The organism is Bradyrhizobium sp. GCM10028915, from assembly GCF_042666195.1.
Taxonomy (GTDB): domain Bacteria; phylum Pseudomonadota; class Alphaproteobacteria; order Rhizobiales; family Xanthobacteraceae; genus Bradyrhizobium; species Bradyrhizobium canariense_D.
Window position 1 is genome coordinate 569797 of the sequence record NZ_JBHTFN010000044.1, and the last position, 14923, is coordinate 584719.

Below are 14923 nucleotides of genomic sequence, written 5' to 3' on the forward strand. Positions count from 1 at the left end.
AGGTCAGGAACTCGCGGAGGCGTTGCGGATTGGCTCTGTCGGCCGGACTGAGTGCCTCCAGCGAGACGGCTATGGCGAGCGACCGCAACACATTCCTCGGCGTCGCGGCGTGCGACCTTGCCCTGCCTCTTGGCGAAGCCGACGTCGTCATCTTCGGAGCTGCCGACGCCACGCCGCATGTGAAGGGCAGGACCAGCCATGCCGCGAATGGCCCAGCGGCCATTCGCAATGCTTTGCGCGTTTATCAGACCGACGTTGCCAGGTGGGATTTCGACCAAGACGGAATCCTGCTCGACCCGGAGCAAATCCGGGTCGTCGATGGCGGCGATCTTGCCACGTCACCCGAGGCCCCCGAGCAAAACCGGAATGCAATCAGGTCCGCCACCAGGAAGATCCTGAAGTCCGGCGCGGTACCCATGCTGCTCGGCGGAGATGATTCTGTCCCCATACCGTTCTTCGAGGCGTTCGAAGACATGGGCAAGCTGACGATCCTGCAGATCGACGCGCATCTGGATTGGAAGGACCAGCGCGACGGCTCAGCACATACGTTTTCCAGCACGATGCGGCGCGCCAGCGAGTTGCCTTGGGTCGAACGCATTGTGCAGGTCGGTTTACGGGGTATCGGCGGCTCGGGCCTGCAGGAGCTCAGTTGCGCGCGGAATTGGGGCTCCAGGATTATTACGGCACGAGAGCTCAAAAGCCGGGGCGTTCAAGCCGTCCTGAGTGCAATCGAGGACAGCGCGAATTGCCTGATCACGATCGACTGCGACGGCCTGGATCCGTCCGTCATTCCCGGCGTGCTCCTGCCGCAACCTGGCGGCTTGTCCTATTTCGACGTCATAGACCTGATCGCGAGCGTCGCCTCGAAGGCCAGAATTGTCGGTCTTGATCTGGTCGAATTGGTGCCGGAGCGTGATCCGCAGAATATTGGGGCGATCTGCGCAGCGCGGATCATCTGCAACGCCATTGGACATATCGCCAAGCAGAAACGCTAGCCGGTGGGCATGTGTCCGAGCGCCTTGCGGATCATCGCGGCGAGCTGGTTGCGGCGGTAGGGTTTTGTCAGCAGCATGACGCCGTCGTCGAGCTTGCCGTGGTGGACGATGGCGTTGTCGGTATAGCCGGAAGTGTAGAGCACCTTCACGCCGGGGCGGATCGTCGCCACCTTGTCGGCGAGGTCGCGTCCGCTCATGCCGCCGGGGATGACGACGTCGGTGAACAGCAGATCGAACGGCTGGCCGGCCCGGATCAACTCCAGCGCGGCCTTGCCGTCGGGCGCGGCGACGGTCTGGTAGCCGAGGCTCTGGAGCTGCACGGTGACGAAGTTGCGCACCAGCGGATCATCCTCGACCACAAAAATGGTCTCGGCGCCACCCTCGGCCGGCGGTGCGGCAGAGGTGACTGGCTCGGTCATGCCTTCGCCCGGCGGCAGATAGAGCTTGATCGTGGTGCCGTGGCCTTCCTCGCTGTAGATCTTGATGTGGCCGCCGGATTGCTTGACGAAGCCGTAGACCATGGAAAGGCCGAGGCCGCTTCCCTTGCCGACCTCCTTGGTGGTGAAGAACGGCTCGAACGCCTGCTGCTGCACCTCGGCCGGCATGCCGGTGCCGGTGTCGCTGACGGCGAGCATCACGTAAGGGCCGGGCCGCACGTCGGGATTGCTTTGCGCATAGGCCTGGTCGAGCACGACGCGGTGGGCCTCGAGCAGCAGCTTGCCGCCGTTCGGCATGGCGTCGCGGGCGTTGATGGCCATGTTGAGCAGGGCATTGGTGAGGCGGGACGGATCGATGTGCGCGGTCATCTGCCCCTGTTCGAGCACGGTCTCGATCTCGATCTGCTCGCCGAGGGTGGGGCGCAGGAGTTTCGCGATGTCCGCGACCGCGGCGTTGATCTCGACGTTGCGCGGCTGCAGCGGCTGCCTGCGCGCGAAGGCGAGCAGATGCTGAATCAGCTCGGCGCAGCGCTCGGCGGCCTCGTCGATCAGGCGTGCCACGCGCTGGAGCTCGGGCTGCTGCTTCAGGCTCGCCACCAGAGTCTCGGTATTGCCGGAGATCACGGTCAGCATGTTGTTGAAGTCGTGCGCGACGCCGCCGGTGAGCTTGCCGATGGCATCCAGCTTCTGCGACTGGTACAATTGCCGCTCGGTCTCGCGCGAGGTGGTCGCGTCGTGATAGACCAGCACCGCGCCGGAGACGTTGCCTTTCCCGTCCAGCATCGGCCGGCCGCTGATCATGAGATGACGGGGAGCATTGCCGCTGTGCGGGCGAACGATCATCTCCATGTTCTCGAACGGCTCGCCGCGCAGCACGCGTGCCGACGGCAGCTCGTCGGGCTTGAGCGGGGTGAGGCCGTCGCCGTGAAGCACGGTGGACATCGCGCGCAGATTGCGCAGGTTCATGCCGGTCCGGTGCAGCAGCATGCGCTCGGCGGCGGGATTGGACAGAAGGACATTGCCCTCGGCATCGATGACCAGCACCGCCTCCGCCATGCTGTGAAAGGTGCTCTGGAGCACGTTGACCGAGAGGCGCAGCTCGTCATGCGCGGTGACCAGATGCTCGGTGCGCTCGGCCACGGCGGCCTCGAGCTGCTGCTTGGCGGCCGTGGTCTCCATTAGCGTGCTCTTGAGTGCGCCCTCGCTGCGCCGGCTCTCGCGCATCATCATCACGACCAGCAGCAGGATCACCAGCGCGCCGGCGACGTCGATGCCGAGCAGCACGATTCCGGTGCGGCGCGAATCCTGGGAGCGCGCCGCGAGCAATCGTTCTTCCTCTGCGCTCAAATGGTCGAAATTGCCCATCACCGTGTCCATGAGGCCACGGCCCTCGCCCTTGCCCTGGACTGCTGCAATGCCGGCCTGATCGTTTCCGGCGCGCAGGCGCATCACTTCGGCGGCGATCTCGATCCGGCGCAGCGCCAGCGGCTCGGTGCCCTCGAGCAGCGCGACATGTTCGGGAGTGTCGCGCACGCTGCGCTTGAGATCGGCGAGTGCCGGTGCGATCCGGGCGTGCACCGCCTGGAATTCTTCGCTGAAGCTCGGGTTGCGATAGATCTCGTAGCCACGTGCGGCGCTCTCGGCACTGCGCATCAGCACGCGCAGGTCGGAGATCTTCTTCAGCACCTCGACGGTGTGATTGACCCAGGCCGCATCGGACCGTGACTTGACGTCGAGGCCGATCGAGGCCGCGGTGATGATCAGGAGGATGGCAAGTCCAGCACCGAGAATGACGCGCTGCGTTGGGATCAAGGGACTTCTTTCTTGTCCTTCGGCTGCGAGTCATCGCCCGGCACGGCGATGCATTCCCGGATCGTGGTCAGCAGCGCGTCCGGCGTGAACGGCTTGCGCAGGCAGCGGGTCGCGCCAAGCTCCAGCGCCATCCGGAGGAAGTCGGGAGAGGGCGAGGCGGATGATGCGAAGGCGTAGCCGGACATCGCGATTAGCGGAACCGCCGGCGCGCGCTCGTGAAAGATGCGAATGGACTCGAAGCCGCGCATATGCGGCATGAAGATGTCAACCAGCATCACGTCGAAATTCTGTGTTTCGAGCGCAGCCAAACCCGTTTCTCCGCCATCAGTCAACGTGACGTCGAAGCCCTGACGTTGGAGGAGGACCTCGATGGTCGCGCCGACCATCGGATCGTCATCAACCACGAGAATGCGCGGCATGACACTTCCCAGTCATCGAAGTCCCCACAGCCAAGTTGATACAGGTGAATCGCGCGTCGGGTCAATTTGGGATTGGATGAGGGTAGATATGCACGGTGCGGTGAATAAAGGTCCGCTCGCATCGATTGTACGCGACACTTGCCGATGACGAATACGAGGCGAGCGAAACAGGTGAGGCGCCTGAATGAAAAAGGCGCCGCATCGCTGCGACGCCTTCTTCTTCAAGTGTTTCAGGTCGTGTTACGGGCAGGGATGACGCTGGCCGTCATAGCCCAGATAGGTGCCGGACGCCGGATCGTAGGACTTGTAGCGCTGCGCGCAGTAGGCCGCGGAGTCGCCGCCGCCATCGGGGACCACGGCCACTGTCGGTTCATCATAGTAGCTGTCGCCGTAATAGTAGGGGTCGTCGTAATACCCGCCGCCGTAATAGGCGTACGAGCCGAGGCCGCCGATCGCAGCGCCGGCCGCGAACCCGGGCCAAAAGCCGCCGCCGTGACGATGATGCCAGTGACGACCACTCCAATTGCCGCCACCGCCCTGCCAGTTGCCCGCAGTCGCGACGCTGCGTGTACCGCTGTAGGACGGCGAGAAGGCCTGTCGGCTCACCGTGCCGGCTGCGAAGCTGCCACCGCCCGGACGTACTGCTGCGCCGGCCGCGAAATTGCCGCCGCCGCCGCCGATCCGCGCGCCGCCGAAGTTGCCGCCGCCCATGCGGGCGCCGCCGCCACCGAAATGTGCCCCGCCGCCACCGAAGCGTGCTCCGCCGCCGCCGCCACTGAAGTGTGCTCCGCCGCCGCCGCCACTGAAGTGTGCTCCGCCGCCGCCGCCACCAAAGTGTGCTCCGCCGCCGCCGACCGCTGCGGCCCGACTTTGGGCAAAGCTCGGCGTCGCCAACGGGATAACCAATGCCACTGCCGCAGCCGTGCTCAAGACTTTCAGACTTTTCATGATCAAAACTCCTTTTCCCGGAAGCAAACCCCATGAAAGGGCCGGAGTTCCTGGGATCACGGGGGTTTGCGTGCGACGAAAAGTTCTCATGGCGACGCTGTATCCGGCATGAACGGATCGCGTCCGATTTGCGGCAGCGTTCCGTGCCGGGGACCGCATCTGCAGCGGGGCATTGCCGCCCGCGCCGAACTGGACATTTCGCCGTCCGGATGGCATCAGGACCCGACGAAGCAGGGCCCTTGCCGCATGAAACAGTTCTTCCTCAAGTTTTTCACCTGGTGGAATGGCCAGACGTTTGGCACCCAACTCTGGACCAAGCGCTACGGCGAGCTGGTCGGCCAGGACGAGCAGGGCAACCTCTATTATCGCACCCGCGGCGGGGCGATCGACCCGGTGCTCGGCTTCGAGCGCCGCTGGGTGGTCTATAACGGCTACGCCGAGGCCAGCCGTATCCCGCCGTCCTGGCACGGCTGGATGCATCACACCGTCGACGTGCCGCCGACGCAGGACAACTACCAGCCGCGCGAATGGGAAAAGCCGCACCAGCCCAATCTCACCGGCACGGCCAATGCCTACCGTCCCGCGGGCTCGACGCTCGCCAGCGGCAAGCGGCCGAAGGCGACCGGCGACTATCAGCCCTGGACGCCGAGCTAGCCTTCCGATTCCCGTCTCAACCCTTGTCGTGGGGGTGGATGCACCCGCATCCGCCTCGCTTTGCTGTGGACAACGGGAACAGCGGGGATGAGTGCTGCGCGGGCATTGCAGCCACGCGGGCGATGCGGCTCAATGGTCGCATCTTACGGAGATGGGAGACCATCGCGTTCGGTTCGGGCAACAGTTCGCGACTGTCCCGAAATGCAGCGGCCGCCGACCAGGACTCGATCGGGAGATAGGCCCCCGGTCTGGAAGCTCCGAAATCGCCCGATGAAATGTGCAGCCGCCGTAAGACAGGAAAGGCCGCTCGGGAAACCGGGCGGCCTTTTTCTTTGATAGAGGGACGACTGGATTTCGCGTGCCCCGGACGCTGCGCGGCACCGCTACGCGATGCATCGCGTCCGGGACACGAGAGTGGAGACTAGGTCATCCGCTCGGCCGCACGCTTCACCGCCTCTAGCCGGCGCGCCTGACCCTGCGCGCCGCGCTCTTTTAGTAATGCCAGCACCTCCGCCGGCGCGGTATCCGGCGAGCCTGCATTGAACGGCGGGGCCGGATTGTATTCGAGCTGAAGCTGGATCGCCTCCGCGGTGGTGCGATCGACCATGATCGACACCAGGGTCAGCGCGAAATCGATTCCCGCGGTGACGCCGCCGCCGGTGATGCGGTTGCGGTCGACGCAGACGCGCGTCTTGGTCGGCGTCGCGCCGAACTGAGCGAGCATCTCCATCGCGCTCCAATGCGTGGCGGCGCGATAGCCCTTCAAGAGGCCGGCGGCGCCGAGAGCCAGCGATCCCGTGCAGACCGAGGTGACGTATTTGGCACCCTCGGCCTGCCGGCGCAGGAAACCGAGCACCTCCTCGTCATTGAGCAGATCGTTGGTGCCGCCGCCGCCGGGCACGCAGATCACGTCGAGCTGCGGGCAGTCGGCGAATGTCGTGGTCGGCGTCAGCGTCAGCACGGAATCGCTCGGCACCGGCTCGACCCGTTTCCAGATCAAATGCAGTTTTGCGCCGGGCACGGAGGAGAACACCTGCAAGGGGCCCGTGAAATCGAGCTGGGTGACGCGCGGAAACACCAAGAGACCGATCTGGAGCGGGGACGACATGAGAGCCTCCAATTATGAGCTTGACGGAAGCAGCCTCTCATGATGCCTTTCCGTCCAGAATGGCGTATTTCCCTCGCTTTCGGACATGACCATGATCGGCATCCTGATCTTCCCGGACTTCCAGTTGCTCGATGCGGCCGGCCCGATCTCCGTGTTCGAGATCGCGGCGCGCTGCACGGGCAAGACGACGACCGGGATCCGCGTGCTGGCGGTGAGCGCGGGGCCGGTGCGCAGCTCGTCGGGCGTGGAGATGATGGCGCGCGACTTCAAGTCGGCCAATGCGATCACGACGCTGGTGGTGGCGGGAGGCGCGGGCGTGACGGATGCCGCGCGCTGCGAGGTCACGCGCGCCTTCGTGCAGCGGCTGGCGCGGCGCGGCGTGCGGGTCGCGAGCGTCTGCTCGGGCGCCTATGTGCTCGCCGAAGCAGGCCTGCTCGACGGCCGCCGCGCCACCACGCATTGGGGACGCACGCGGGATTTCGTCGCGCGCTATCCCAAGGTGAAGTTCGAGCCGGACCAGATTTTCACCCGCGACGGCAATGTGTGGACGTCGGCCGGCATCACGGCCGGCATCGACCTTGCGCTCGCGATGGTGACGGAGGATCACGGTGAGCAGATCGCGCAGGACACGGCGCGGCAGCTCGTGCTGTATCATCGCCGCAGCGGCGGCCAGTCGCAATTCTCGTCACTTCTGGAATTGAAGACGCCGAACGGCCGCTTCGGCGCGCTGCTGTCCTGGGCGCGCGAGAACCTCGACGCTCGCTTGACTGTCGAAGATCTCGCCGACCGCGCCGGCATGAGCGCGCGGCATTTTGCCCGCGCCTTTGCCGCCGAGACCGGCACGACGCCTTCGAAGGCCATCGAGCGCTTGCGCATCGAGGTCGCGCGCGAGCGCGTGCAGTCCTCGCGCGAGGCGATCGAACTCGTCGCGGAGACGACCGGTTTCCGCGATCCCGAGCGCATGCGGCGCGCCTTCATTCGCGCCTTCGGCCAGCCGCCGCAAGCGCTGCGGCGCGCGGCAAGGGCCGGGTAGGGAGAATTGATCGAGTTGGAGAGCCCGCTTGAGCGGGTGAGCACACTTGGATATTTGAGCAGACTTGCATATTGCGCGGCATTTCGCCCTTTGGACCCGGAACGGACCTCGTCAAGCGAATGCACCCGTTGTAGACGATGTGTACAACACGTACCGTCGCCGATCCGATGCAAGGAACCCCAATGACCGATCGAGAAAAGATTCTGATTGCCCTTCGCGAAAAACCTCTGAAGACCTTCGAAGTCATGAAGCGCGTGAACATCAAGAATCAGGACGACTGCCAATCGCTCCTGTTGAAGATGCGTGACGAAGGCGCCGTGAAGTTTGATATTCACAAGGGACATTGGCGCGCTGCGTGACGACATTCGCTGGGTCACCAGCGGCCTCGCGATGGCAGAGCGGACATGACTTGCGTGTTGGCAAGGCTTGCGGATTGGTTCAGCCCGATGCGGCCTTGCCGCCGGTCGCCGCAGCGCCCGAGGCCTGCGCGCGCGCCGTCAAGCGCCGCGCGATCGGCATCAGCATGTAGGGCGCCAGGTGAATGGGAAACTGCGTCATCGCGAAATAGAGCCAGGTGGTGGGCGGCAGCGCGCCGGCGGTCGCGGCGAGCATCAGGCCCAGATTGCGCTGTGACACCATCAGCCCGAGCGCCAGCGCGCGCTCATAGCCGATGCGGCGGAACAGCAGCGTGGTCACGGCGAGCAGCGTGAAATAGATCGCGAAGGCGAGAGCCGCGAAGCCGATGGTGGAGACCGGCCGGGCGACGAGATCGCTCGCGACGTCGCCCATGATTGCGGTCGCGAAGACCAGCAGGATGACGATGTTGAAGCCGTCGATCGGCTGCCTGTGGCGCTGGATCGCGGCCGCGCCGAAGATCTGTCGGATCACGGTGGCCGCCAGCAGCGATGCGGCGAGGATGCCGAGCAGCTTCAAGCCCAGCGCAGGCGGCGAGATGCTGAGCATGCCGTCGAGGAACAGGCTTGCGAACAGCGATGCCGTGAACGGTACCAGCGCCGTCGCGCTCACCAGCGTGACCAGCACCAGCGTGGCGTCGAGGCCCATCAGCGCGGCCAGCGCCGGTGCGGCCATCATCGGCGAGGCCATGCTCTGCAGCATCAACGCCAGGGCAAGGTCGGGCGCGCGCGCCGTGAGCCCGGTGACATGGACGATCAGCCCGATGATCACAGGCACGCCGATCATGGTCCAGACGGTCGCGGTCGCGACCAGCGCCGGCCGGCGCAGATGGCCGGTGAGCGCGGCAAGGTCGACCCGCATGAAGGAGATGCAGAGCAGAACGAAGATCGCCTCGGTGACGTAGGGGCGCACCAACGCCCCGAGCGGCGGCACCGCGAGCGCGATGAACACGACGGCGGCCACCGCGCGGGTGCCCTGGCCGCCAAGCCATGTCAGACCGCGCAGGGGGAGGGCGAATATGCTTTGAAGAACAGGCGGCATCGGGAATGGCGTTTCAGGCCAATCCTTTCAGCCACGCGCCGATCTCGCTTACGGCGACATTGGCCTCTCGCAGCAATTTCCCCATCGTGAGAAAGCCGTGGAACTGGCCGGGATAGTGCTTGTAGGCCACGGCCACGCCGGCCTGCCTCAGCCGCTCGGCATATTCGTCGCCTTCGTCGCGCAGGGGATCGGCACCGGCGGTCAGCACATAGGCCGGCGGCAGGCCGGCCAGGTTTGTCGCCCGTGGCGGCGAGGCGCGCCAGTCGTGGATATCGGCGGCGCCGTTGAGATAATGGTCGCGGAACCAGCGGATCACCGAATGCGTCAGCAGCACGCTCGTCTCGGGTTCGCGGTGAGAGCCGTGCGTCATGGCGAAATCGGTTGCCGGGTAGATCAGCAACTGGCCCGCGATGGCCGGACCGTCGCCGTCGCGCGCGGCGAGCGCGACGACTGCGGCGAGATTGCCGCCGGCGCTGTCGCCGCCGATCGAAAGCCGGGAGGCGTCGATGCCGAGTTCGCGCGCGTTGGCGGCGACCCATTTGGTCGCGGCGATCGCGTCATCGATGGCGGCGGGAAATTTGTGCTCGGGCGCGAGGCGGTAGTCCACCGAGATCACGATCAGCGCGCCGGCGTCGGCGAGCTGGCGGCAGACGACGTCATGGGAGTCGAGATCGCCGATCACCCAGCCGCCGCCGTGGAAGAACACCAGCGCCGGGGACAAGCCATCATACCGGCGCGGCTCTTTCGGAACATAGAGGCGCGCGGGAATGGCGCCGTGCGGTGCCGGGATCGACAGCGGCGTGACGCGCGCGAGGTCAGGTGGCTCGGGATTGGTCGCAAAGCGCGCCTGCGCGTAATAGGCCCGCGCTTCCGGCGCGGTCAGGGTCTCGTAGGCGGGCCGGCCGGCCTCCTGGAAGGCCTTGTAGACGGCGGCGGCATCGGGATCGAGCACGACGGGCATGGGAAGCGACCTCTGGGTTTCTGATTGTTCGTTGGACGTCGTTTTCGGGGCGATGCCCGCCTGACCCCTGAGAGGAGTGCTCGACTATTCCATCCGGGGGCCGATCTGGCCAGACCGGGCCGGGAAGGGCAGGGATGCCGCCCTTCCCCCGCCGTATTCGCCGTGTTAACCGGATGGCCTGCGAGCGGCGGTATCCCCTGTAGAATGTCCTCCAGCAAGCCCGATTCGCTGTTGAAGCCGCGCGAGATATGTTTCGAACATTTACCCTGACAGGTCTTGCGGCGCTTCTGGCCGCCACCGCACTGACGGCTGCGACGCCGGCGCAGGCGCAGATCGGCACGATCTTCTCCGATCCGCCGCCGCTGCGGCCGCCCGGCACCATTCCGCGTGGCCAGCCCCAGCCGCAGCCGCAGATCCCCGATGACGACGAAGAGGTGCCGGAGCTGCCGCCGCAGGGCCGTGTGCTGCCGTCGCGTCCGATGGCGCCACCGCCAGGCCGGCAGGGCAATGTGATGCCGGGGCCGGTCGAGACCCAACCTCTGGCGCCGCCGCCCGGTTCTAGCGCCGCTCCGCCAAACCAGCCGCCGCCCGTCGCGGTCGCTCCGCCCAATCCGCAAGGCGCCCCGGGTGCGCCCGGTCAGCGTCAGCCACAGCAGAAGGGCGGACCGGGCGGCGCTGTCCCGCAGACGCCGGCGAGCCTTCAGCCGGGCGACGAAGTCGTCACCGAGCCGCCGGCCCAGAAGATCGTGAACAAGAAAGCGACCTTCTCCGGCCTCGACAAGATCACCGGGCGCATCATCAACTTCGACGAGGAGATCGGCGAGACCGTGCAGTTCGGGGCGCTGCGCGTCAAAACCGACGCCTGCTACACGCGGCCGGCGACCGAGGCCGCCAACACCGACGCCTTCGTCGAGGTCGACGAGATCACCTTGCAGGGTGAGGTGAAGCGCATCTTCTCGGGCTGGATGTACGCGGCAAGTCCGGGCCTGCACGGCGTCGAGCACCCGATCTACGATATCTGGCTCACCGACTGCAAAGAGCCGCAGCAAACGATTGCGACCGCGGCACCGGATCCCGGCACCAAGCCGGCACCGCCGCCGCCCGCGCAGAAGAAGGCCGCGCCCAAGCAGGTGCAGCAGCGTCCGCCGCAGCCGTTACCGCCGATCCAGCAGCAGCAGCCGGCACCGCCGCCACCACCTCCGCCGCCCGAGCAGCGGCCGGGTCTGTTCGGTTTCCCCGGGTTTGGCCGGTAATTGCTGATTATTGCCGCGCAGCGATGATCTCGAGCGCGCGCGCGCCCGGGATCGCTTCGCCGGCCGAGAGCCTCAGGAAATCGCCAGGCTCGCCCGCGAGCGCCTTGTCGAGCAGCGCGGTGTAGCGCCGCCGCGAAATCTCGGCCGCGCCAAAACTCTTCAGGTGTTCGGTGACATATTGGGTGTCGAGCAGCTCGAAGCCGCCATGGATGAGCCGCGCGACCAGATGCACCAATGCGACCTTGGAGGCATCGCGTGCGGTGTGGAACATGCTTTCGCCGAAAAAAGCCCGGCCCAGGCTGACGCCGTAAAGGCCGCCGACGAGGTCCTCGCCCTGCCAGGCCTCGACGCTGTGGCAATGGCCGAGCTCGTACAGCCCGCCATAGAGGTCGCGGATGCGCTTGTTGATCCAGGTGTCCTCGCGCCCGGCTTGGGGTGCGGCGCAGCCGGCGATCGTGGCCTTGAAGGCGGTATTAACGGTGACGCGGAATGAATCCGAACGCACGGTGCGCGCGAGCCGCGAGGCCACGCGAAATCCGTCGAGCGGGATGACCCCGCGCAACTCCGGCTCGACCCAGAACAGGGTCGGATCATCGGCGCTTTCAGCCATCGGAAAGATGCCGCAGGCATAGGCGCGCAGCAGCACGGCTGGCGTGATTTCAGACGGGGCAGAGTCGCGCGAAGTCATGGCGCGCCATAATAGCAGGATCGCAAGGCGGGTGCGATGGGCGGTGCGGATCAGTTCGCTGCGGCAGCAGCCGGCTTGCCGGCGGCAGCCGGGACACGGCGGAACATCAACATGACGCGGGTTCCTGAATGGTTGGGGTCGCGCTCGACCGAAGCGTCGAGCTTGCTGGCCATAGCTGCGACGATACGCTGGCCCATGCCGGTGGAGCGCGGATCGGCCTTGACGTTGTCGCCGACGCCATCGTCGCTGATCGACAGCAGGAGATCGTCGCCCTGCGAGGTCAGCTCCACATGGATCGGGCCGGCGCCGTCAGGGTAGGCGTATTTTACCGCGTTCATCACCAGCTCGTTGACGATGATGCCGACGGCGACTGCACGGTCCGGATCGATCTCGATCGGTTCGGCCTTCAGCGTCAGGCGCGACATCCGGTTGCCCTCGGCCGAGCGGCGCAGATCCTCGAGCAGCGAGTCCAGATACTGGTTCAGGACCACGCTCTTCAGGTCTTGCGAGGTGTAGAGGCGGCGGTGCACTTGCGCGACTGCGGCCACGCGGCCCATCGCATTGGTCAACGCAGCCTTGACCTCGTCCTGCGCGGCGGAGCTGGCCTGCAGGTGCAGGAGGGAGGCGATGATCTGCAGCGAGTTGCCGACGCGGTGGTTGACCTCGCGCAATAGCAGCTCGCGTTCGGCTGCAAGAGCAGCGTAGCGGTCGCGCGAGGCATGGATCTCGGCTTCGGCTTCCTCGCGCGCCTTCTGCAATTCGGCCTGGCGCAGCGCGCCATCGGCCGCGACGTGAAGCAGGGGAATGAAGTCGCCCTTGACGTCCTTGACGAGATAATCGGCCGCGCCCGCCTTCAGCGCCGTCACCGCGATGCTGGAATCCTGCGAGGCCGTGACGAAGACCACCGGCGGCGCGCCCGGGATCGCCATGATCTGCTCCAGCGTTTCCAGTCCGTCGAGGCCGGGCATGTATTGGTCGAGCGCCACCACGTCGATACCGCCGGTCGTGGCCGCGCGGCGGATGTGCTCGAGGCCTTCCTCGCCGCTTGCGGCGTGAACGACCTTGTAGCCGCGCCGTGTCAGGCCGCGATCGACCAAGCGCGCCAGCGCCCCGTCATCGTCGATGTAGAGCAGTGTGGGCGTACGTTGATTCATGGGGCGGCGGGCGGGACCTGGATGACCGAGAAGAACAAGCCGAGTTGCCGGATGGCATTGGCGAAATTCTCGTAGTTCACGGGCTTGGTGATGTAGACGTTGCAGCCGAGCTCGTAGCAGCGTTTGATTTCCTGGGAATCGTCGGTGGTGGTCAGCACCACCACGGGCGAGGCCTTCAGGTATTTGTTCTCCTTGATCTGCTTTAAAATGTCGATCCCGGTCATGTCGGGGAGGTTGAGATCGAGCAGGATCAGGAGCGCATTGCCTTTTTGCACGAGCCCGCTGCCGTCGGGCCCGAACAGGTGCTTCATCGCCTCAGTGCCGTTGGCAAAGGAGATGATCTCGTTGTTGACGCCGGACCTCCGGATGTTCCGCTCGATCAGCCGGGCGTGGCCCTCGTCGTCCTCGATCATGATGATGGTGACGGGTTGAGTCATTGATCCGCGTTCCGGTTGCTGGCGTTCCAGGTGATGGGCAGCGTGATGGTGAACGTGCTGCCCGTATTCAGTTCCGATGATACCGACATGGTGCCGCCGAGGCGACGCACAAGTGCACGCACATGCGCAAGACCGATGCCCTGACCGGGCTTGTCCTGGGTTCCGGCGCGGCGAAACAGGTCGAAGATCCGCTGGTGGTCCTTGGCGTCGATGCCGCGGCCGTTATCGCTGATCTCGAAGATAGCGTAGCCGAGCTTGGTGCGCCCGCGGATTCTGATCTCGCCGGGGACGCCGGGCTTGAGATATTTGATGGCGTTGTCGATCAGATTGGAGAAGATCTGCTCCAGCGCCAGGCGGTCGCTGACGAGATCCGGCAGCGGCGCGACGTGGATCTCGGCCTGCGCTTCGGCGGCCTGATGCGCCAGCGTCGATACGATCGCTTCGATCAGCTCGCGCGTGTCGATCTTTTCCGGCTGGAACTCGCGCCGGCCCTCGCGGGTGAGATTGAGGATCGCCGAGATCAGGCGGTCCATCTTGGCGATCGACGACTTGATGAAGCCCAGCGCTTCGGAAAAATCCTCTGACAGCTGCTTGTCCGGACCTTCGAGCGCGATCTCGCCGTCCGGCAACGGCGGCCCGTCGGCCGGGACATGGGTGAGGCTGCCGATACGGCGGAAAATGTCGCCGCCGAGCTCTTCGAGCTCGCTGGTGAAGCCCATGATGTTGACGAGTGGCGAGCGCAGATCGTGGCTGACGATATAGGCAAAGCGCTGGATCTCGTTGTTGGCTTCGCGCAGATCGGCCGTGCGTTCGTCGACCACGCCCTCCAGATTGACATTGGCATCGCGCAGGCGCGCCTCGGCATCGTCGCGGGCAAGGGCCGAGCGCCGCACCAGCCAGATCGAGATCAGGGCCAGCAGCACGACGAGGCCGGAGCCGATGCCGGTCATCGACGCGGCCAGGGTCTGGCTGCGGTCCGAATTGACCGTTCGCAGCCGGAACAGCCGTTCCTCCTCCTGAATCATCCCGGTCGCGACATTGGCGATCGCGGCAGTGGTGTCCGTAGAGGCGATCTCGCGGACCAGCGCTGCGGCCTTCTCCGGCTCGCCGCGCCGGATGAAGTCCATCTCCTGCACGAACTGGCCGAGCCTCGTCTCGATCGCCGCGCTCAGCTTCTCGATGCTTTGGCGTTGCTCCGGATTGTCGCCGATCAGGCGCGTGAGCCTGTCGAGAGCCGGGACGATGGCCGCCACGGCCTTGTCATGGTCGACCTTGAAATCCTCGCCTTGTGTCAGAAGGTAACCCCGGGCGGTGCTCTCGGCGCGGCGGATTTCCAGCAGGAGGGCGTTGATCTGGTTCTCCGCCTCGATCGTGTGAATCACCCATTTGCTGTCGTCTCTCGCCTTGTTGACGAGGTAGACGGAGCCGGCGCTGATCACGGTCAGCACCAGGAGACCGGCTGCGAACAGCAGGATCTGCCAGAATCTACGCCGCCGCTGCGCGTCAGCGATCACGACGGTCTCGCTCGATCAGGCTTGCCGGACTTCACAACGCCCCCCTCGGAACTGT

Annotated in this window: 14 protein-coding genes and 1 pseudogene; 5 read left to right on the top strand and 10 right to left on the bottom strand. The window is 65.7% G+C overall.

What is annotated here, in order from left to right; translation table 11 throughout:
• Positions 1-71 precede the first annotated feature (71 nt).
• Positions 72-995: an arginase family protein gene (locus tag ACFQX9_RS22825; RefSeq protein ID WP_377790665.1), complete on the top strand. Its 924-nt coding sequence runs from the start codon at positions 72-74 to the stop codon at positions 993-995.
• Here the strand turns inward: ACFQX9_RS22825 and ACFQX9_RS22830 are convergent.
• The 3 genes from ACFQX9_RS22830 to ACFQX9_RS22840 all read right to left on the bottom strand — a co-directional run bounded on the left by ACFQX9_RS22830 (position 992) and on the right by ACFQX9_RS22840 (position 4611).
• The gene (locus ACFQX9_RS22830; RefSeq protein WP_085353533.1) at positions 992-3244 is read right to left on the bottom strand and encodes a CHASE3 domain-containing protein; all 2253 of its coding nucleotides are present in this window, start codon (positions 3242-3244) and stop codon (positions 992-994) included. The two genes, ACFQX9_RS22825 and ACFQX9_RS22830, sit on opposite strands and share 4 nt — an antisense overlap.
• The gene (locus ACFQX9_RS22835; RefSeq protein WP_377790668.1) at positions 3241-3663 is read right to left on the bottom strand and encodes a response regulator; all 423 of its coding nucleotides are present in this window, start codon (positions 3661-3663) and stop codon (positions 3241-3243) included. The genes ACFQX9_RS22830 and ACFQX9_RS22835 overlap by 4 nt, the downstream gene beginning before the upstream one ends.
• A gap of 240 nt (positions 3664-3903) precedes the next feature.
• On the bottom strand, positions 3904-4611 hold the full coding sequence (locus ACFQX9_RS22840) for a BA14K family protein (protein ID WP_377790670.1): 708 nt from the start codon (positions 4609-4611) through the stop codon (positions 3904-3906).
• Positions 4612-4857: 246 nt separating this feature from the next.
• Between ACFQX9_RS22840 and ACFQX9_RS22845 the strand changes: the two genes are divergently transcribed.
• The gene (locus ACFQX9_RS22845; RefSeq protein WP_026232746.1) at positions 4858-5265 is read left to right on the top strand and encodes an NADH:ubiquinone oxidoreductase subunit NDUFA12; all 408 of its coding nucleotides are present in this window, start codon (positions 4858-4860) and stop codon (positions 5263-5265) included.
• Between the two features lie 421 nt (positions 5266-5686).
• On the opposite strand, the gene ACFQX9_RS22850 is transcribed toward ACFQX9_RS22845, so the two are convergent.
• Complete coding sequence (locus ACFQX9_RS22850) at positions 5687-6373, bottom strand: DJ-1/PfpI family protein (RefSeq protein WP_085353530.1); 687 nt, start codon at positions 6371-6373, stop codon at positions 5687-5689.
• 91 nt (positions 6374-6464) lie between these two features.
• Between ACFQX9_RS22850 and ACFQX9_RS22855 the strand changes: the two genes are divergently transcribed.
• Positions 6465-7406, top strand: coding sequence for a GlxA family transcriptional regulator (locus ACFQX9_RS22855; protein WP_026232745.1), 942 nt, complete (start codon positions 6465-6467; stop codon positions 7404-7406).
• A 182-nt stretch (positions 7407-7588) separates the two neighbouring features.
• Positions 7589-7765, top strand: a complete 177-nt coding sequence (locus ACFQX9_RS22860) for a hypothetical protein (RefSeq protein ID WP_018454491.1) — start codon at positions 7589-7591, stop codon at positions 7763-7765.
• Between the two features lie 79 nt (positions 7766-7844).
• Here the strand turns inward: ACFQX9_RS22860 and ACFQX9_RS22865 are convergent, their stop codons facing one another.
• Both ACFQX9_RS22865 and ACFQX9_RS22870 read right to left on the bottom strand, forming a co-directional pair.
• Positions 7845-8861 carry a Na+-dependent transporter gene (locus ACFQX9_RS22865; RefSeq protein ID WP_377790673.1) on the bottom strand — a complete coding sequence of 339 codons (1017 nt, stop codon included), beginning with the start codon at positions 8859-8861 and terminating at the stop codon, positions 7845-7847.
• Between the two features lie 13 nt (positions 8862-8874).
• Positions 8875-9822: an alpha/beta hydrolase gene (locus ACFQX9_RS22870; protein ID WP_377790675.1), complete on the bottom strand. Its 948-nt coding sequence runs from the start codon at positions 9820-9822 to the stop codon at positions 8875-8877.
• A 204-nt stretch (positions 9823-10026) separates the two neighbouring features.
• Between ACFQX9_RS22870 and ACFQX9_RS22875 the strand changes: the two are divergent.
• Positions 10027-11075 (top strand): annotated as a pseudogene (locus ACFQX9_RS22875) (DUF2155 domain-containing protein).
• Positions 11076-11082: 7 nt separating this feature from the next.
• Here the strand turns inward: ACFQX9_RS22875 and aat are convergent.
• From aat to ACFQX9_RS22895, 4 genes are read right to left on the bottom strand one after another with little or no spacing between them, the layout of a single operon-like run.
• Positions 11083-11763 (bottom strand): leucyl/phenylalanyl-tRNA--protein transferase, encoded by a 681-nt coding sequence (gene aat / locus ACFQX9_RS22880; protein WP_026232743.1) that lies wholly within the window; start codon positions 11761-11763, stop codon positions 11083-11085.
• 50 nt (positions 11764-11813) lie between these two features.
• The gene (locus tag ACFQX9_RS22885) at positions 11814-12917 is read right to left on the bottom strand and encodes a sensor histidine kinase (RefSeq protein ID WP_018454486.1); all 1104 of its coding nucleotides are present in this window, start codon (positions 12915-12917) and stop codon (positions 11814-11816) included.
• Positions 12914-13354, bottom strand: coding sequence for a response regulator (locus ACFQX9_RS22890; protein WP_018454485.1), 441 nt, complete (start codon positions 13352-13354; stop codon positions 12914-12916). The genes ACFQX9_RS22885 and ACFQX9_RS22890 overlap by 4 nt, the downstream gene beginning before the upstream one ends.
• Positions 13351-14868 carry a CHASE3 domain-containing protein gene (locus ACFQX9_RS22895; RefSeq protein WP_377790678.1) on the bottom strand — a complete coding sequence of 506 codons (1518 nt, stop codon included), beginning with the start codon at positions 14866-14868 and terminating at the stop codon, positions 13351-13353. Before ACFQX9_RS22895 ends, ACFQX9_RS22890 begins: the two co-directional genes overlap by 4 nt.
• Between the last annotated feature and the right edge of the window lie 55 nt (positions 14869-14923).

What these genes read in the sequence shown, in the direction of transcription:
- ACFQX9_RS22825 (WP_377790665.1), top strand. Translation starts at nt 72, where the DNA reads ATGGCGAGCGACCGCAACACATTCCTCGGCGTCGCGGCGTGCGACCTT.
- ACFQX9_RS22835 (WP_377790668.1), bottom strand. Translation starts at nt 3,663, where the DNA reads ATGCCGCGCATTCTCGTGGTTGATGACGATCCGATGGTCGGCGCGACC.
- ACFQX9_RS22840 (WP_377790670.1), bottom strand. Translation starts at nt 4,611, where the DNA reads ATGAAAAGTCTGAAAGTCTTGAGCACGGCTGCGGCAGTGGCATTGGTT.
- ACFQX9_RS22845 (WP_026232746.1), top strand. Translation starts at nt 4,858, where the DNA reads ATGAAACAGTTCTTCCTCAAGTTTTTCACCTGGTGGAATGGCCAGACG.
- ACFQX9_RS22850 (WP_085353530.1), bottom strand. Translation starts at nt 6,373, where the DNA reads ATGTCGTCCCCGCTCCAGATCGGTCTCTTGGTGTTTCCGCGCGTCACC.
- ACFQX9_RS22855 (WP_026232745.1), top strand. Translation starts at nt 6,465, where the DNA reads ATGATCGGCATCCTGATCTTCCCGGACTTCCAGTTGCTCGATGCGGCC.
- ACFQX9_RS22860 (WP_018454491.1), top strand. Translation starts at nt 7,589, where the DNA reads ATGACCGATCGAGAAAAGATTCTGATTGCCCTTCGCGAAAAACCTCTG.
- ACFQX9_RS22865 (WP_377790673.1), bottom strand. Translation starts at nt 8,861, where the DNA reads ATGCCGCCTGTTCTTCAAAGCATATTCGCCCTCCCCCTGCGCGGTCTG.
- ACFQX9_RS22870 (WP_377790675.1), bottom strand. Translation starts at nt 9,822, where the DNA reads ATGCCCGTCGTGCTCGATCCCGATGCCGCCGCCGTCTACAAGGCCTTC.
- aat (WP_026232743.1), bottom strand. Translation starts at nt 11,763, where the DNA reads ATGACTTCGCGCGACTCTGCCCCGTCTGAAATCACGCCAGCCGTGCTG.
- ACFQX9_RS22885 (WP_018454486.1), bottom strand. Translation starts at nt 12,917, where the DNA reads ATGAATCAACGTACGCCCACACTGCTCTACATCGACGATGACGGGGCG.
- ACFQX9_RS22890 (WP_018454485.1), bottom strand. Translation starts at nt 13,354, where the DNA reads ATGACTCAACCCGTCACCATCATCATGATCGAGGACGACGAGGGCCAC.